The sequence below is a fragment of the Micromonospora peucetia genome, assembly GCF_900091625.1.
Lineage (GTDB): Bacteria > Actinomycetota > Actinomycetes > Mycobacteriales > Micromonosporaceae > Micromonospora > Micromonospora peucetia.
In genome coordinates, this window is sequence record NZ_FMIC01000002.1 from 815,803 (window position 1) to 832,802 (window position 17,000).

The window sequence follows — 17,000 nt, forward strand, 5'->3', positions numbered from 1 at the left end:
CCGGGTCAGTAGGCGCCGCGCCGCGCGAGCACCACGCTGGCCGTCTTCCACAGGATGCCGAGGTCGTAGACGAGCGACCAGTTGTCGACGTAGTGCAGGTCGAGCCGGACCGCGTCCTCCCAGGTCAGGTCGGAGCGTCCGGAGATCTGCCAGAGCCCGGTGATGCCGGGCCGGACGAGCAGCCGCCGCCGGACGTCGCCGCGGTAGTCGTCGTCCTCGGTGGGTAGCGGGCGCGGGCCGACCAGCGACATCTGCCCGGTCAGCACGTTGACCAGCTGGGGCAGCTCGTCCAGCGAAAGCCCGCGCAGGTGCCGGCCGATGGGCGTGACGCGGGGATCGTCCTTGATCTTGAAGAGCAGCCCGTCGCTCTCGTTCCGGTCGCGCAACGCCTCCAGCCGCTGTTCGGCGTCGGTGTACATGGTGCGGAACTTCCAGACCTTGAAGGCCCGCCCCTCGTGGCCGATCCGGGTCTGCCGGAACAGCACCGGCCCACGGTCGGTCAGCTTGATGGCCAGTGCGATACCGGCCAGCAACGGGCTCAGCAGCACCAGCCCGGTCAACGCCACGGCCCGGTCGAGCATGCTCTTGACCAGCAGCGAGAGGCCGGAGATGGTCGGCTCCTCGACGTTGAGCAAGGGCAGGCCCTCGATCGGACGGACGTGGATGCGCGGGCCGGTGACGTCGGTGACCTGCGGCACCACGACGAGATCGAGCCCCGTCCCCTCCAGCTGCCAGGCCAACTTGCGCAGCTCGTACGACTCGAGGCTGGCCGGACCACAGACGGCGATGGTGTCCGCGCCGAGTTGATGGACCAGCGGCACCAGGTCCCAGCCGACGTAGACCGGCACCGGCGCCGTGACCCGCTCCCCCGGCCGCGGATGGTGCGGCAGGTGGATGGCGATCGGGCGCAGCCCGGCACCCGGGTTGCGGGTCACCACCTCGTGCACGGCCAACGCGTCGGAGAGCCGCCCGACCAGCAGCACCCGCTGTGACGCCCGCTGGCTGACCCGGCGGATCCGTCGCAGCACGATCCGGGCCCCCGCACGGGACACCAGGGCGTAGAACAGCAGGCAGAGGATGATCGCGGCGACCGTCGCCCGGGACAGGTCCTTCTTGAAGCCGAGCGCCAGGAACGACACGGTGGCGGCCATCGCGACGTTGGCCCGCACCACCCGCTTGAGCTCCTCGGTGCCGCGCCCGAGTGCCCGCCGGTCGTACGCGCCGGCGGCGGCGAGGATCGCCATCCACATCAGCGGCACGCCGACGTTGGCCACCAGGGCGAACGCGCTGATCGTGCTGCCGAGCACCCGCTGGTCCCAGAAACCGGCGTCGGCCTCGTCGAGCAGGGTCACCACGGTCCGGCTCGCCGCCAGGGCGGCCACGAAGTCGATCAGGATGAGGCAGGCCACGTACCGCCGGCGCCACCTGACCCGCGGGGCGACCGGTCGGGCGAAGACCGACCGCGGCATACCGTTGGAGGGGGGTGTTATCACCCCGAGATCGGGATCGAACCTCGGTGCCTGCGGCGGCGCCACAGTCGATAGGAACTGAGTCTGCCCGGACACGACCTTCCTTTCCACATCGCCCCGTCGGGAGATCGCGACGTGCACCCTATGCCTCGCACGGTGTCCTGCCTAGTGCCGGTCCGGTCCTCGGACCGACCGGATCAGCTCGGGGTGGGTGTGACCCGGGTACGTAGCTCGTGCAGCAGCGCGTCGCGGGCCGGTTTGGGTTTCATGTCGCTGTCATAGAGGCAGGCGGCGCCGTAACCCGGGTAGTGCGAGGTGATCCAGCTGCTGGCGTCGGTGAAGCCCCACACCGTGAAGGACTCGCAGGTCGGTACGGCGAGGCAGGCCCTGAGCATGTGCTGGTAGAGCAACGCCTGGTCGAGCAGCTTCTCCGTGCTGACGGGCAACGCGATCCGCACGTCCAGCTCGGTGATTGCCACCGACACGCCCAGCGCGGCGAAGCGGCGCAGGTTGCCCGTCGCGTCGTTCGGTGCGGTGCCCGCGCGCAGGTGGGCCTGGAAGCCGACACCGTGCACCGGGACACCCTGCGCCCGCAGCTCACGGACCAGCTTGAACAGCCCGTCGGCCTTTCGGGAACGGCCCTCGACGCCGTAGTCGTTGATGAACAGCCGGGCGTCGGGATCGGCCTCGTGCGCCCACCGGAACGCGTCGGCGATGTACGTGGGCCCGAGCCCGCGCAGCCAGATCGAGTCGCGCAGCTTGCCGTCCTCGGCCAGGACCTCGTTGACCACGTCCCAGGCCCAGATCTTGCCCCGGTAACGGGTGACCGTGGTCTGCACGTGCTCCCTCAGCACCGACCGCAGCCGTTCCCGGGACCAGGACTCGGACACCCAGGACGGCACGCTGCTGTGCCAGACCAGCGTGTGCCCGTACACCGCCTGCCCGTTGGCCCGCGCCAGCTCGATCAACTCGTCGCTGGCGGTCCAGTCGTACCTGCCCGGCTCCGGCTGGAGGATCGGCCACTTCAAGGCGTTCTCGGGGGTGACCGCGTTGAAGTCCGAGGTGAGGGTGTCGCGGTACCGGGCGTCGGCGGCGTACAGCCGGCCGTCCACGGCCGCTCCGATCCGCACGTTGGCCGGCATCAGGTTGCGCAGGGTGGGTGCGGCGGGGGCCTGCCCGGAGGCGGCGACACCGGGTTCGGCCTGCCCCACACCACGTTCCCCGCTCACGTATGCTGCGCAGGCGGCGAGGACGACCGCCACGACCGACAGCAGTAGCGTTCCCACCCGCACGGCTCGGCGACCCGGCCGCCCGGCCACTGCCGACGGTCGGATGACCTGTCCGCCGGGTGTGCGGGCGGCGGTGCCGACGGCACCGGCGTGGACCTCTTCGGTCATTACCACCCCAGACGAAAGTAGCGACGCCAGCGTGACGAGGTCCAACTGATGCGCCTCAAGGATCCTACGGCGTCCGGCGACGGGGCCCCACCCACGCCGGCGCCGCCGGCACTTCCGACCACGGGGCCGGCACGAGGCGGCACATCCGTCGCCCGGGCCGGCGCGCTGTCGATGCTCGCGCTGGTGGCGGTCGGCGGCACCCGGCTCGTACACGGATCGCTCACCAGCCACGACACCGACCGCGCCACCTACGGCCTGGTCGGCATCATGCTGGCGGCGAGCATGGTCGCCAGCCTGCTGCTGCCCGGCGGCGTGTCCAGCGGCCTCGCCAAGTTCGTCGCCTTCCACCGGGGAGCCGGCGACCCGGCGGGAGCCTGGGCGGTGCACCGGTTCCTGTCCCGACTGGGTCTGGTGGCGGCGCTCGTACTCGGCGTCGGCACCGCGCTGCTGGTGCGGTGGGTGTACGGCCTCGGACCGCTGGACACCGCGTCGCTCGCGCTGCTCACCACGACCTACTCGCTGTACACGACGGACAAGTCGGCGATGTACGGGCACGGCCTGGTCCCGCAGTACGCCCGGATCGAACTCGGCACGTCGCTGCTGGCCGTCATTGCCACGATCGCCGTCATCGTCACCGGCGAGACCGGCTACCTGCTCCCGCTCTGCCTGGGCTACGGGCTCTTCGTGCTGCTGAGCCGGCGGCAGCTGTGGCTGCGTCGACGAGCGGAGGGGGCACCCGCCGCAGGGCGGTTCCACCGCCGCGAAGTGGTCACGTTCGTCGTGCTCGGCAGCATCGGCACGCTGGCCAGCGCCGGGTTCCTCCAGGGAACCCAACTGCTCGCCGGCCAGTTCGCCGATCCGGCCGAGGTGGCATACCTGGTCGCCGCGGTGGCGCTGATCGCACCGTTGTACTTCCTGCCCCGGGCCCTGGCCCTCGCGCTCTTCCCCGCCATGGCGGGCGCGCACGGCGCGGGCGACGCCGGGGCCGTACGCCGGCAGGTGGACGGCGCCACCCGCGCCCTGGCCGTGACGATGACCCCGGTGTTCCTGCTGGCTCTGCTGGTCGCACCGATCGTCCTCGTGCTCTTCGGCGGCGGCGCGTACGCCGACGGGGCACCGGTGCTCCGCCTCATGCTGTGCGCCTCGTTCTTCGGCATCCTCCAGGTGCCGTCGGTGAACGCCCTCGCCAGCGGCTCCCCCGCGCAGGCCCGGATACCGGTCGTCTCCGCGGTGCTGGGCTGCCTGGTCGGTCTCATCCTGGTGTGGCTGACGGCCCGGCCGATGGGGGCGGCCGGGGTGGCTCTCGGCTATCTGGTCGGCACGGCGGTCACCGCCACGATCCCGGTCGTCGTGGCCGGGCGGATCCACCGGCTGACCTGGACGCCTGCCCTTCTGCGCTGCGTCGCGCTGCTCGCCCTCGGCGCGCTGGTGGCCCAGCTCGAAGTCATGCGGGGCTGGTCGTGGGCCGCCGGCGCGCTCGGCGCGGGTGTACTGTGCGTCGCTGTCGTGGTGCTGTACAACGATCTCCGCCGGATGCTCACGCTCGTCCGGGCCCGCTCCGGGCCGCCTCCGGTCCGGTAGACCGGATGGGGCGATCAGCGTGTCACGAAAGGAAGCCGTGAAGGCAACGCCTGAACCAGGGCTGGCGGCTGGCCGCCTACGGATCCTGGCCGTCACCAACCTCTGGCCCGAGAACGGCAGCTACCGGGGGATCTTCGTGCAGCGCCAGGTGTCGGCGTTGCGGGCCCGCGGCCACCACGTGGACGTCGAGGTCGTCGCCCAGTCCCGGGGCAAACTGGACTACTTCGCCGCGGCCCCCCGCATCCGGCGACGGGTCCGTTCAGGCAGCTACGACGTCGTGCACGTGCACTACGGCATGACCGCACCCGCCGCCCGGTTCGCGGGTCATCCGGTCCGGGTGCTGTCGCTGTACGGCAGTGACGTCAACGCCCCGCGCCAGCGGCTGATGACCCGGTTGGGCTGGGGCGGCACCCGGGCACGGATCTACGTCTCGCAGCGGCTCGCCGCTACGGCCGGGGACGACGCCGGTCACGTGGTCGCGAACGGCGTGGACTTCCGGCTGTTCCGCCCCGGTGACCGGCTCGCCGCCCGCCAGGCACTCGGCATCCCGCCCACGGCCAGGGTGGTCCTGTTCGGCGCCGATCCGGCTCGACCGGTGAAGGGGTACGACGTGTTCCGCGACGTGCTGGCCGAGCTGTCACGGCGGGATCCCTCGGTGCGGGAACTCGTCCTGTCGGCGCCCGGGCAGCCGGAGGCCGACCTGGTACGCAAGTACGACGCCGCGGACGTGCTGCTGTTCACCTCCCGGCCGGGCAGTGAGGGCTCACCCACCGTGGTGAAGGAGGCCACGGCGATGGGGCTGCCCGTCGTGTCCGTCGACGTCGGTGACGTCACGGAGATCCTCGACGGCGTACGACCGGGCGCGGTCGTCCGGTTCCCACCGGGCCCGGTCGACGGCACCGCCCGGGCCGACCTGGTGCGCGAACTCGCCGACCGGGTGGGCGAGGTGCTGGCCGTCGGCCAGCGGGCCGACGGCCGGGAGAAGAGTGGCTGGCTCGACGAGCACCTCGTGGCCGACCGCGTCGCGGAGATCTACCGATCGGTCCTGAGGCCGTGACGACCACCCTGGTCACCGGATCGCACGGCTGGGTCGGCAGCCACCTGCGGCGCCTGTTGAGGTCGCACGGTCAGCAGGTGATCGGGGTGGGTCGACGGCCCCGTACGGCGTCCGACGGCGAGCGGTACCTGCCGGTCGACCTCCGGGACGCCCGGGCGACCTCGGCCCTGGTCGACGCCGTCCGGCCCGAGACCGTGTTCCACCTGGCCGCCACCCTGCCGCAGCGCGGACCGGAGGTCGACGACCTCGTCGCGGACACCGTCCAGACCACGTACAACCTGTGTCAGGCGTTGCGGGCACATGCCGGGTCCGGGCCCACCCGGCTGGTCCTGGTCGGCTCGTCGGCGCAGTACGGCGCCGTGCCGCCGGAGCAGAACCCGATCACCGAACAGACCCTGCCCCGGCCGTTCGGGGCCTACGGCCACGCGAAGGCGGCGGCGGAGTCGCTGGCGTTGGCCATGGCGGCCGACGGCCGGATCCGGGTGACGGCGACGCGCCCGTTCAACCACATCGGTCCGGGCGCGGACGCCAGCACCGTGGCGGGTGCCCTGGCCGTGCGGGTGGCCGACGTGCTCGCCGGCCGCCGGGACCGGCTGCGGGTGGCCGACCTGGACGCGGTGCGCGACTTCACCGACGTCCGGGATGTCGCCCGGGCGTACGTGGAACTGGCGCGGGCCGACGCGGCCAGCGGTATCTACAATGTCTGCTCGGGATCCGGCGTGACGGTGCGGACGATCCTCGAAACCCTGCTCGACCTGGCCGGGCTCGACAGTTCCACGGTCGAGGTGGTCGACGGCGAAAGCGGCGTCAGGCGCCAGGTGGGCTCTGCCGCCAGGCTGGCCGCCGAGGTCGGCTGGAAGGCGGAGATCCCCCTACGGGACAGCCTCCGCGCCCTGTTGGCCGGGCTGACGGACGGCCAGCGACCGCACACTGACGAGAAAGGCGCGGCATGACGGGGTTGACGACACACGAGGACTGGGCGGGGCGTCGGGTCCTCGTCACGGGAGCGGGCGGGTTCATCGGCTCCCACCTCACCGAGCGGCTGGTACGCGCCGGCGCCGAGGTCCGCGCGATGGTCCGCTACACCGGCCGCTCCGACCTCGGCATGCTCGCCGACGCCGACCCGGAGGTACGCCGGGCGATCGAGATCGTGCACTCGGACGTCACCGACCCGTTCGCGGTGCGTCGAAGCGTCGACGGGTGCGACACGGTCTTCCACCTGGCCGCCCTGATCGCCATCCCGTACAGCTACGTCGCTCCGGCGTCCTACGTGGCGACGAACGTCACCGGCACCCTGAACGTGCTGGAGGCGGCACGTGACCTGGGCGTCCGGCGGGTGGTGCACACCTCCACCTCGGAGACCTACGGCACGGCCCGCTACACGCCCATCGACGAGCAGCACCCGCTCCAGCCGCAGTCGCCGTACTCGGCGTCGAAGATGGGTGCGGACGCGATGGCCGAGTCGTTCCACCGCTCGTTCGGCCTGCCGGTCGCCATCATCCGCCCGTTCAACACCTACGGGCCGCGGCAGAGCGCCCGCGCCGTCATCCCGACCATCGCCGCGCAGGTGGTGGCGGGGCGGGACAGGATCGCACTCGGCGACCTCCGGCCGATCCGGGACCTGACCCACGTCGCGGACACGGTGGCCGGGTTCCTGGCCGTCGGCTCCGCCGACGCCTGCGTCGGGCAGGTGACGAACGTCGGTAACGGGCGCGGAATCGCCATCGGCGACCTCGCCCGGCTCATCGCCGAGGTCGCCGGCCGGCCCGACGTCGACATCGTCGAGGACGCCCAGCGCCTCCGGCCGCCGGAGAGCGAGGTGTTCGAGCTGGTCGCCGCTACCGACCGGGCCCGGGAGCGGTGCGGGTGGCGGCCCACGGTGTCCCTGCGCGACGGCCTGGCCGACTCCGTCGGGTACGTCCGTTCGCACCTCGACCGCTTCGACGTGGACCGGTACGCGGTATGAGAGCGGTCATCCTCGCGGGCGGCCGGGGGACCCGGCTGCGCCCGTTCACCACCAGCTTTCCCAAGCCGCTGATGCCGGTCGGCGACATGCCCATCCTGGAGATCCTGCTGCGTCAGCTGAAGTCGCACGGGGTGACCGAGGTGACGCTGCTGACCGGCCACCTGGCGTACCTGCTGGAGGGCTATTTCGAGGACGGCCACCGGTGGGGCCTGAAAGTCGACTACCTCCGCGAGGAACGCCCTCTCGGCACCGCGGGCCCCCTGCGCCAGCTCGCCGGAAGCCTCGTCGACGACTTCTTCGTGATGAACGGCGACCTGCTCACCGACCTCGACTTCACCTCGTTGATGGCACAGCACCGCAATGCCGGCGCACCGGTCACCGTGAGCGTCTACAGCCGGCCGGAGAAGATCGACCTCGGCATCCTGCAACTGGACGCCGACGGCGACGTGATCGGCTACGACGAGAAACCGACCCTCAAGCTGGACGTCTCCATGGGTGCCTACGCCATGTCGCCCGCCGCGCTGGCCGAGATCCCCGAAGGCCCGTACGACATGCCTCAGCTCATCCTCGACCTGCTCGGCAAGGGACGGCGGGTCACCAGCCGACGGCACGAGGGTTTCTGGCTCGACATCGGCCGGGTCGACGACTACAGCCTCGCGAACAGGATGTTCACCGAGAACCCCGCCGGTTTCCTGCCCCCGGCATGATTCCGGGCCCGACGACCGGTGCGGGCACCGCCGACACCTAACGTCCGAGGGAGGCGACCAGCCACTTGCCGATCTCGCTCGCCGCACGGACTGTCTTGAACCCCAGCGCGAGGCCCGGCAGGCGAGGCCGGCGGTACTCGTTGATGAGCTGGAACCAGACTCCCAGCCCGGCGAAGCGCTGCCGGCTGATGCTGCCGTCGTGGCGGTGGAACCGGACGACCGGATGGGGGAGGTGCTCCAGCCGGATGCCGGCGGTGAGCGCGCGCAGGACGAGCTCGACGTCCACCTTGATGAAGAGCTGGTCGTCGTAGCCGCCGAGCGTGACCAGCAGTTGGCGGTCGATCGACATGCCCGAGTGCTTGAACGGCAGTCGGGGCCGGATCAGGACCGACCGGAGCATCCGGCCCGGCGTCTCGTACGACGGCAACCGGATCGGCCTGGTGGTCCCTCCGACGATCTCCTCGTAGTCGGTGTAGATCCAGGATGCGCCGGTGGTGGCGAGAAACTCCCTGATCCGGGCCAGGCCGTCCTCGGTCAGCTCGTCGTCGGAGTCGAGCACGGTGATCCACCGGCCTCGGGCGATCCGCAACGCGGTGTTGCGCGCCGCGCTGATGCCGGACGGCTTCTGGCGTACCAGCCGGATCCGCTCGTCGGCCAACAGGCCTGCCTCGGCCAGGCAGTCCTGGGCCGGCACGCTCGAACCGTCGTCGACCACGACGACCTCGAAGTCGTCGAAACTGCCGGCCAGCACGCTCCGGATCGACTTCACCAGGAGGGCCGGCCGGTCCCGGACGGCGATGCAGACGGAGATCGCGGGCGCGACCTCACGCACGGGTTCGAGGAAGGCCACTGTCGGCGCGTCGACGCTCGGCGTGGTCGTGAACCATGGATGGATCACCGACCGGGCCTCGCGACTCCGGTGGACAGCTGCGGAACCCGGTGACGGGCGATTGGTCATGACGAGCAGTGGCCGCCCGTCGGAGCGCCGCCGGTGCCCACATGCCGCGCGTTGAACAGCGCCCGCCGGCACCTGCTCGGGTCACCCATGTCGCTCCACCCCCGTGGTCACCGCGTTTGACGAACGACGCGACGTGTCGAAGACCGCCACGTCGACAGCCGCCGACAGCGGTCGGTCCAGCGGCAGATGGATTCTAGCCGCGGCCGTTGGGCCACACCACCACCTAAAGGGGGGGCCGGCTACCACAACGACCGATTGGCATCGGTCATCTGGGATGGTGAGGACGACGGGCGAATCGGGCCTGGGCGAGGATCTCGTTCGTCGACAGAATCCGGGTGTCCGCCTCGGCGCCGTTCCGGTCGACGGAGCCGGGTGCCGGGTCGGCCGGGACCGTGCCGGCCGATCCGGGTCGACCCGCCGCCCACCAGGCCAACCCGACGATGGTCCAGAGCAGCGGCGGGAGCAGCGGATCCTCCATCGAGGGTGAGAGGAATCCGACGAGGCAGGCGAACACCATCGCCGCGATACCCCACACCGTCGCCTCGTCCGGGGCCCTGGTCAGCCGCCTGTCCCGCCGGACCCGCGCCACGAGCGGCCAGGTGACCATCGCCAGCCACACCAGGTAGACCGCGAGGCCGAGGAGGCCGACCTCCATGACCAGGTGCAGCCAGAACGAGTCGACCTGCACGGCATGGAACCCGTAGCGGTTGAATCCCTCGGGGCCGAATTTCGGATTCTTGTGCCAGTTGGGGTTGTCCTTCTCGGCAACGACGCCACCGAACTGACCGATGCCGAAGCCGAGCACCGGCTGCCGGGGCAGGATCCGCGCGGCCTGCTGAAGGTAGAGCACCCGGATCTCGCGAACCGGCGCCGCCGGGCGGGCAGCCGCTGGCGCGGGGGTGGCCGAGGCGGCCGGACCGGAGGGCCGGGCAGATGCCGCAGGCCGGGGCGACCCGGTCGGCCGAGGCGAGGTCGATGGCCGCGGCGAGGCGGTGGACGAGGCGTTCGGACCTGTGGTGGCGGACGGACCGGAAGGCCGCCCGCTCGCTGGCGCCGTGGGGTTCGGTGACGCGCTCGGGGCCCCGGCGGAGGGGAGCTGTTCGCTTCCCGCCGGAGTGTGCAGGCCGGAGAAGGCGTTGCCGATGCGCCGCTCCCACTCGGCGCGGTTGTCCGGCCGCGTCGCGATCTGGCCGGCGGTGCAGAGCACCACGATCAGGCAGACGGTGAGGACGCGGCGGGCGCCACGGCGGACAAGCACCGCCACCACCACACCGGCGGCGAGGACGCCGAGCAGCGACTCCCGGGACTGGGTCGCCGACATCGCGATTGCCACCACGGTGGCGAGGACCCACCAGAGCGGACGGACGCGGTCGCGCGCCGCGACCCAGGCGATGAACCCCAGCAGGGCGAGCCCGAGCAGGTGACCGAGATGGTTGGGGTGCGGTTGCAGTCCCTGCGCCCGGCTCTGGTCGGCCCAGGTGAGATCCACCCATCCGAGCGCGCTGTGTGCCGGCCGCCCGGCGACCATCTGCACCAGGGCGAGCACCACGTTGACGCCCACGACCACGCCCACCGGGACGAGCATCCGTCGCACCAGCGTGTGGTCGAGGTCCGCCGCGCGCAGCGCGTAGAAGACGATGACACCCCGGAAGTAGACGAAGAGCGACTCGCCCATCAGGGTCACCGACGAGTCGTTGACGACTCCGGCGAGCAGCATCACCAGGCCCAGGACGAGCAGGGCGAGGTCGGCGGCGGTCCGGAACCTCCGCCACTGCCGGTCGAGGACGACCTTGACGACGGTCAGCAGGGCCAGACCGAGGTAGAGGGCGGTCTTCAACTGCTTCGGCCACTGGGGCGCGTTCTCCAGGTTGGCCCTGGGATCCTTGCTGGTCGGCCCGGTGATCACCTGCGCCCACGTCTCGAAGAGCACGTGCACCAGGAGGATGCCCACCAACAGCACCAGCGTGGCGGAGAGCAGCCGCGACATCGGCCGGGCCGGCGCGCCGGCCGGGTCCACCCGCGGCACCGGGGGCGCCCATGACACGCCGGTCATCACGCTCTCCTACGACGCGTCAGCGCCACCACGAGGACGATCAGGCCGGCGAGCAGTGCGGCGCCGAGGCTGGCGAGCAGCACCACCGGCCAGACCGAACCACTTTGCTTCATGCCCTCGTTCTGCTGCCGTTCGATCGCGTTCTGCCGGTAGGCCTGGGCGAGCAGGTTGGCGGGCGCGTTCTGGGCCACCGTCTCGAGTCGGGTGATCGCCGCCGCGTGCTCTCCGGCGAAGTACGCGTCGAGACCGCCGCGGTAGAGCTTGTCCTGCTCGCCGAGGGCATTGCCGGCGCCGGCCTCGCCCAGCAGGCCGGCGAGTGTCGACGTCGGCAACACCACCCGGTTGGCGCGGTCCGGCCGCGCCTGGTCCTGGTCGATCATGCCGGCGACGCGACCGCTGGGGTCCAGTGCGATGCCGCCGTGCGAGGCGGTGCCGATGTCCTCGTTGATCCGGTAGATCGACACCGACCCGCGCCGGCCCGTTCCGGTGATGGTCACCAGTTTGGACTGTGGACGGTAGGTGGCGGTGCGGAAGTCGGTGTCGGAGGTGGCGAAGCCGAGCATCAACAGGGAGGAGCCCTCGGCGAGGGTGGCCGACGGGTTGAGTTCCACGACGGGCAGGTTCTCGCGGGCAAATTTGATCAACGTGGTGTTGCCGGCCTCGGTGGACAGCGTCCGGACGACCTGGGCCGGCATGGCCGGGTCGGTCGTCAGGTTGCCCTTGGCGTCGTTGAGCTGCCCGTACACCTCGCTGGCGGGCTCGGTGCCCACGTCGACGCCGGTGAACCGCACCTTGCTCAGGTTGGTCCGGACGTAGTCGGCGACCTCGCCGTCGCCCAGTTTCTTCTCCCGTACGAGCATCCGGGCCACCGCGTCGAGCGCGATCTGGCGGGCGTTCTCCTCGGCGGGCCTGACGCAGGAACTGCTGGTGAGGGCGTGACCGTTCGGGGTCACGAGGAAGGCGCTGCAGCGGCGGGTGAACGCGACCGGCGCGGTCCGCAACAGGGCGTTCGTCCGCGCATCCCGGACGTAGCCGGTGAAGACCGCCTCCACGAACACCAACGACGGCGCCGCGACCGCCAGCGCGCGCTCCTCCGGGCTGTACGGTGCGGCCTGTGCCCACGGCTTGAAGCTGGGGTCGACGGCGGCGGCCGTCGGAAAGGCCGTGGAAGCGGCCGTGGGGGTGACCTGCGGCGCCTCGGGCTCACCGCCGGAGACCACCCAGGCGGCGGTGCCGCCGGCGAGGGCCGCGACCAGGATCAGAGCGGTGGCGCCGATCCAGAACCCGGCACGCCGTTTCGGCGGCGCGGAGGGCTGGATCCGGCGGGCCTGATCGCCGAAGGGGCCGTGCGGCGACATCTCGGCCGACGACGAGACGGCCTGCGGGGCCGGTGAGTGGGGCGTGACAGAGACCGGTTCGGCCGAGACCGGCATCCCCGATACGGGCGTCCCCGAGACCGGCATCCCCGAGACCGGGCCGACCTGGACCGCCCACGGCATGGCCGGCGGCCCGGACGTCGGCTGGGGCACACCCGAGACCGGCTGCGGCGGTGGGTCGGTCGCCTGCGGGATCCCGGAGACGGGCGCGGCGGCCCTGGTGTCCGTGGGCACCGGGTGATAGTCCGCGCCGAGCGCGCGCAGCAGTGTCTCCGCACCCGGCCCGGCCTCGGCCGAGTAGGCGACCCAGGGCGCGTCGGCCGAGAAGTCCGCGTACACGTAGGCCTGCCCGCCCGGTTGCATCCCGAGCGAATCCGCGATGGCGGCGAACGCCTCCCGCCAGCGCGGTTCGGCGGCGACGGCGCTCTCCAGCACGGCGACCGTGGCGAACCGGCCCTGCGAGTCGATGGCCGCCCACGCCTTCCCGACGACGGACCCCCCAAGCATGTGGGTGAACCTGTACGGGCCAACCGGTTGCATGCCAACTCCTCTGCTCAACCGCCGTGCGGATCCTACAGAGCCGACGCTCAGCCATCCGCCCACCCGTCGCCGGTCGGACACCCCTCGGGCGATGCGAACGACCGGGACGGTTGCCACTGAAAGTTTCCATGCATAAGGTCAGGGCATGAATGATGGAGTTGCCGTCGTTCCCGGCGAACAGGTGCTGGACCTGTTCCAGGGGGTGCGGCTCACCCCCACCCAGCGCCGGATCGCGCACTGCCTGGTGCAGCACGCGCCGGCTGCGGCGTACCTCTCCGCGGCCGAGGTCGCCGAGCTGGCCGGGGTCAGCCAGCCGTCGGTCACCCGGTTCGCGGTCGCGCTCGGCCACGACGGCTACCCCGCGCTGCGCCGCCGGCTCCGCGAGCTGACCGCCGACACCCCGGGCCGCGGCACCGACGCCGGCAACGAACTCCAGCAGGCGGTACGCGCCGAGATCGGCAACCTCGACCGCCTCGCCGGTCAGCTCGCCGACCGGGACCGGATCGCCGAGACCGGCAGGCTGCTGGCCGCCAGCCGCCCCCTGCCGGTGCTCGGCCTGCGCGCCGCCGCCCCGCTGGCCGCCTACTTCGCCTACTTCGCCGCCAAGGTGCACCCCGACGTGCGGGTGCTCGACGACGGCGGCAGCCTGCTCACCGACCGCCTCGAACAGGCCGCCGAGGCCGGGGCGGGCGCCCTGCTCGCCTTCGTCCTTCCCCGCTACCCCCGGGAGACCCTGGACGCGCTGCGCGAGGCCCGGGCCGCCGGGCTCACCGTGGTGGCCATCACCGACTCGCCGGTCAGCCCGGCCACCGAGCACGCCGACGTGGTGCTGCCCGCCGCGGTCGGCGCGCAACTCGTCTTCGACCTGCACACCGCGCCGATGACCCTGGCCATGGTGCTGCTCCAGGCCATCTGCGACGCCACCCCGACCGACACCCAGCGCCGGCTGGAGGCCTTCGAGGCCTCCGCCGCCCGCCGCCAGTTGTTCCTCGGATGACCCGGAGGAGAGCCGAGATGAACCAACCCGTCCGCGCCGCACGCGGCACCGAACGCACCGCCCGTGGGTGGCCCCAGGAGGCCGCGCTGCGGATGCTGATGAACAACCTCGACCCGGAGGTGGCCGAGCGACCCGAGGACCTGGTGGTCTATGGCGGCACCGGTAAGGCGGCGCGGGACTGGCCGTCCTACCACGCACTGGTGCGTACCCTGACCGACCTGCGCGACGACGAGACCATGCTGGTGCAGTCCGGCCGGCCGGTGGGCGTCATGCGTACCCACGAGTGGGCGCCCCGGGTACTGCTGGCCAACTCCAACCTGGTCGGCGACTGGGCCACCTGGCCCGAGTTCCGTCGCCTCGAACAGCTCGGCCTCACCATGTACGGGCAGATGACGGCCGGCTCATGGATCTACATCGGCACCCAGGGCATCCTCCAGGGCACGTACGAGACCTTCGCCGCCGTCGCCGCGAAGAGGTTCAGCGGCACCCTGGCGGGCACCCTGACGCTGACCGCCGGCTGCGGCGGGATGGGTGGGGCGCAGCCCCTGGCGGTCACCATGAACGGCGGCGTCTGCCTGATCGTCGACGTGGACCGCAGCCGACTGGACCGCCGGGTGCACGACCGCTACCTCGACGAGGTCGCCGACTCCCTGGACGACGCCGTACGGCGGGTGCTGGCCGCGAAGCGGGACCGCCGGGCGCTGAGCGTCGGCGTGGTCGGCAACGCGGCGACGGTCTTCCCGGAGCTGCTGCGCCGGGGTGTCGACATCGACATCGTCACCGACCAGACCAGTGCGCACGACCCGCTGTCGTACCTGCCGGAAGGGGTGGAACCGGCCGACGCCCGGGACTACGCGCAGGCGAAGCCCGCCGAGTTCACCGAACGGGCACGGGCGTCGATGACGAAGCACGTCGAGGCGATGGTCGGCTTCCTCGACGCCGGGGCCGAGGTCTTCGACTACGGAAACTCGATCCGGGGCGAGGCGAAGCTCGGCGGGTTCGAGCGGGCCTTCGACTTCCCCGGCTTCGTGCCCGCGTACATCCGGCCGTTGTTCTGTGAGGGCAAGGGCCCGTTCCGGTGGGCGGCGCTCTCCGGCGACCCGGCCGACATCGCCGCCACCGACCGGGCGATCCTGGACCTGTTCCCCGAGAACGAGCCGCTGGCCCGGTGGATCCGGATGGCCGGCGAGCGGGTCGCCTTCCAGGGCCTGCCGGCGCGGATCTGCTGGCTCGGCTACGGCGAACGCGACCGGGCGGGCGTGCGGTTCAACGAGATGGTCGCCTCGGGCGAGCTGTCCGCGCCGGTGGTGATCGGCCGGGACCACCTGGACTGCGGCAGCGTGGCGAGTCCCTACCGGGAGACCGAGGCGATGGCCGACGGCTCCGACGCCGTGGCCGACTGGCCGCTGCTCAACGCGCTGGTCAACACCGCCAGCGGGGCATCCTGGGTGTCGATCCACCACGGCGGCGGGGTCGGCATCGGCCGGTCCATCCACGCCGGGCAGGTCTGCGTGGCCGACGGCACCGCACTGGCCGGGCAGAAGATCGAGCGGGTGCTCACCAACGACCCGGCGATGGGCGTCATCCGGCACGTCGACGCCGGCTACGACGCCGCCCGCGAGGTCGCCACCCGCACCGACGTCCGCACCCCCATGACCGAGGCGTAAGGGAAGGCACCTTGTTGACGGATTTGTTGGAGGAAGGGTCCCTTCCTCACAGGTTCCGGGCATTGTGGGACGAGATCGCGCCGATCGGGCGGGACGGTCGTAGCGGCGGCTACCTGCGCTATGCGTTGACCGAGCCGGAGCTGCGGTTGCGGGAGTGGTTCCACGAGCAGGCCGACCGCCGGGGCATGCCGGTCACCGACGACGGCAACGGCAACCTGTTCGCCCGGTGGGGCGACCCGGAGGCCGGCGACGCGGTGCTGACCGGCAGCCACTTCGACTCGGTGCCGCACGGCGGGGCGTACGACGGGCCGCTCGGCATCGTCAGCGCGTTCCTCGCCGTCGACGAGCTGCGCGCGGCCGGCGTCACCCCGGCCCGCCCCGTCGTGATCGGCGCGTTCGTCGAGGAGGAGGGCGCGCGGTTCGGCGTACCGTGCCTGGGATCGCGGCTGCTCACCGGCGAGATCGCGGTGGACCGCGCGGCCGGGTTGCGCGACGCCGACGGGGTGAGCTTCGCCGAGGCGCTGGGCGCCGGGCCGGCGGGCGCCCGGCCCGAGCTGCTCGGCCGCTTCGCCGCCTTCGTCGAGCTGCACGTCGAGCAGGGCCGCGCGATGGTCGACGCCGACGCGCCGATCGGGGTGGCCAGCGCCATCTGGCCGCACGGCCGCTGGCGCTTCGAGTTCACCGGCGAGGGCAACCACGCCGGTACGACCCGGATGGCCGACCGCCGCGATCCCATGCTGACGTACGCCTTCACGGTGCTGGCGGCGAACAAGGAGGCGCGGCTGCGCGGCGCCCACGCCACGGTCGGCCGGGTGGCGGTGGAGCCGAACGCCACCAACGCGATCCCGTCGAAGGTGACCGGCTGGCTGGACGCCCGGGCCGCCGAGCCGGAGACGCTGACGGGGCTGGTCGACGCGGTGCGCGTGAAGGCCGCCGAGCGGGCCCGCCGAGACGGCACGGGGGTGGCGTTGACGGAGGAGTCGGCCACCCCACTGGTCGCCTTCGACGGTGGCCTGGCGGGCCGGCTCGCGAGCCTGCTCGACGCGCCGGTGCTGCCCACCGGGGCCGGCCACGACGCCGGGGTGCTCGCCGCGCACCTGCCCACGGCGATGCTCTTCGTCCGCAACCCGACTGGGGTGTCGCACTCGCCGGCGGAGTCGGCCGACGACGTCGACTGCGCCGCCGGGGTGACCGCCCTGGCCCGGGTGCTGGAGGAGCTGACATGCCGCTGA

At 72.1% G+C, this 17,000-nt stretch carries 13 protein-coding genes; 8 read left to right on the plus strand and 5 right to left on the minus strand.

What is annotated here, in order from left to right; genetic code table 11:
* Positions 1 to 5 precede the first annotated feature (5 nt).
* Both GA0070608_RS03910 and GA0070608_RS03915 read right to left on the minus strand, forming a co-directional pair.
* The gene (locus tag GA0070608_RS03910) at positions 6 to 1,469 is read right to left on the minus strand and encodes a sugar transferase (protein ID WP_091621777.1); all 1,464 of its coding nucleotides are present in this window, start codon (positions 1,467 to 1,469) and stop codon (positions 6 to 8) included.
* A gap of 197 nt (positions 1,470 to 1,666) precedes the next feature.
* A complete protein-coding gene (locus tag GA0070608_RS03915; RefSeq protein ID WP_091621781.1) occupies positions 1,667 to 2,866 on the minus strand; it encodes an endo-1,4-beta-xylanase in 1,200 nt (399 codons plus the stop codon).
* Positions 2,867 to 2,914: 48 nt separating this feature from the next.
* Here GA0070608_RS03915 and GA0070608_RS03920 point away from each other — a divergent pair, with 48 nt between their 5' ends.
* Genes GA0070608_RS03920 through GA0070608_RS03940 form a run of 5 tightly spaced genes read left to right on the plus strand, consistent with a single transcriptional unit; the run spans position 2,915 to position 8,177 of the window.
* Positions 2,915 to 4,447, plus strand: coding sequence for a lipopolysaccharide biosynthesis protein (locus tag GA0070608_RS03920; RefSeq protein WP_141719400.1), 1,533 nt, complete (start codon positions 2,915 to 2,917; stop codon positions 4,445 to 4,447).
* 37 nt (positions 4,448 to 4,484) lie between these two features.
* The gene (locus tag GA0070608_RS03925) at positions 4,485 to 5,504 is read left to right on the plus strand and encodes a glycosyltransferase (RefSeq protein ID WP_091621789.1); all 1,020 of its coding nucleotides are present in this window, start codon (positions 4,485 to 4,487) and stop codon (positions 5,502 to 5,504) included.
* Positions 5,501 to 6,457, plus strand: a complete 957-nt coding sequence (locus GA0070608_RS03930) for an NAD-dependent epimerase/dehydratase family protein (protein WP_176733637.1) — start codon at positions 5,501 to 5,503, stop codon at positions 6,455 to 6,457. The genes GA0070608_RS03925 and GA0070608_RS03930 overlap by 4 nt, the downstream gene beginning before the upstream one ends.
* Entirely contained in the window at positions 6,454 to 7,470 is a 1,017-nt protein-coding gene (locus GA0070608_RS03935; RefSeq protein ID WP_091621798.1) for a GDP-mannose 4,6-dehydratase, read from the plus strand. The genes GA0070608_RS03930 and GA0070608_RS03935 overlap by 4 nt, the downstream gene beginning before the upstream one ends.
* Complete coding sequence (locus GA0070608_RS03940) at positions 7,467 to 8,177, plus strand: nucleotidyltransferase family protein (RefSeq protein ID WP_091621801.1); 711 nt, start codon at positions 7,467 to 7,469, stop codon at positions 8,175 to 8,177. The genes GA0070608_RS03935 and GA0070608_RS03940 overlap by 4 nt, the downstream gene beginning before the upstream one ends.
* A gap of 37 nt (positions 8,178 to 8,214) precedes the next feature.
* Here GA0070608_RS03940 and GA0070608_RS03945 read toward each other — a convergent pair whose 3' ends face one another.
* The 3 genes from GA0070608_RS03945 to GA0070608_RS03955 form a co-directional block, all read right to left on the minus strand.
* Positions 8,215 to 9,075: a glycosyltransferase gene (locus GA0070608_RS03945; protein WP_176733638.1), complete on the minus strand. Its 861-nt coding sequence runs from the start codon at positions 9,073 to 9,075 to the stop codon at positions 8,215 to 8,217.
* 325 nt (positions 9,076 to 9,400) lie between these two features.
* Positions 9,401 to 11,188, minus strand: coding sequence for an O-antigen ligase family protein (locus tag GA0070608_RS32975; protein ID WP_218107488.1), 1,788 nt, complete (start codon positions 11,186 to 11,188; stop codon positions 9,401 to 9,403).
* On the minus strand, positions 11,188 to 13,071 hold the full coding sequence (locus GA0070608_RS03955; RefSeq protein WP_141719401.1) for a trypsin-like peptidase domain-containing protein: 1,884 nt from the start codon (positions 13,069 to 13,071) through the stop codon (positions 11,188 to 11,190). The genes GA0070608_RS32975 and GA0070608_RS03955 overlap by 1 nt, the downstream gene beginning before the upstream one ends.
* Positions 13,072 to 13,249: 178 nt before the next feature.
* Here GA0070608_RS03955 and GA0070608_RS03960 point away from each other — a divergent pair, with 178 nt between their 5' ends.
* Genes GA0070608_RS03960 through GA0070608_RS03970 form a run of 3 tightly spaced genes read left to right on the plus strand, consistent with a single transcriptional unit; the run spans position 13,250 to position 17,000 of the window.
* Complete coding sequence (locus GA0070608_RS03960) at positions 13,250 to 14,101, plus strand: MurR/RpiR family transcriptional regulator (protein WP_091621812.1); 852 nt, start codon at positions 13,250 to 13,252, stop codon at positions 14,099 to 14,101.
* A gap of 17 nt (positions 14,102 to 14,118) precedes the next feature.
* Entirely contained in the window at positions 14,119 to 15,768 is a 1,650-nt protein-coding gene (gene hutU, locus GA0070608_RS03965) for a urocanate hydratase (protein WP_245715683.1), read from the plus strand.
* A gap of 11 nt (positions 15,769 to 15,779) precedes the next feature.
* A complete protein-coding gene (locus GA0070608_RS03970; protein ID WP_091621821.1) occupies positions 15,780 to 17,000 on the plus strand; it encodes an allantoate amidohydrolase in 1,221 nt (406 codons plus the stop codon).

Bases quoted from the DNA above. Each gene is read 5' to 3' on its own strand.
- GA0070608_RS03910 (WP_091621777.1), bottom strand. From the start codon at position 1,469: ATGCCGCGGTCGGTCTTCGCCCGACCGGTCGCCCCGCGGGTCAGGTGG.
- GA0070608_RS03915 (WP_091621781.1), bottom strand. From the start codon at position 2,866: ATGACCGAAGAGGTCCACGCCGGTGCCGTCGGCACCGCCGCCCGCACA.
- GA0070608_RS03920 (WP_141719400.1), top strand. From the start codon at position 2,915: ATGCGCCTCAAGGATCCTACGGCGTCCGGCGACGGGGCCCCACCCACG.
- GA0070608_RS03935 (WP_091621798.1), top strand. From the start codon at position 6,454: ATGACGGGGTTGACGACACACGAGGACTGGGCGGGGCGTCGGGTCCTC.
- GA0070608_RS03940 (WP_091621801.1), top strand. From the start codon at position 7,467: ATGAGAGCGGTCATCCTCGCGGGCGGCCGGGGGACCCGGCTGCGCCCG.
- GA0070608_RS32975 (WP_218107488.1), bottom strand. From the start codon at position 11,188: ATGACCGGCGTGTCATGGGCGCCCCCGGTGCCGCGGGTGGACCCGGCC.
- GA0070608_RS03955 (WP_141719401.1), bottom strand. From the start codon at position 13,071: ATGCTTGGGGGGTCCGTCGTCGGGAAGGCGTGGGCGGCCATCGACTCG.
- GA0070608_RS03960 (WP_091621812.1), top strand. From the start codon at position 13,250: ATGAATGATGGAGTTGCCGTCGTTCCCGGCGAACAGGTGCTGGACCTG.
- hutU (WP_245715683.1), top strand. From the start codon at position 14,119: ATGAACCAACCCGTCCGCGCCGCACGCGGCACCGAACGCACCGCCCGT.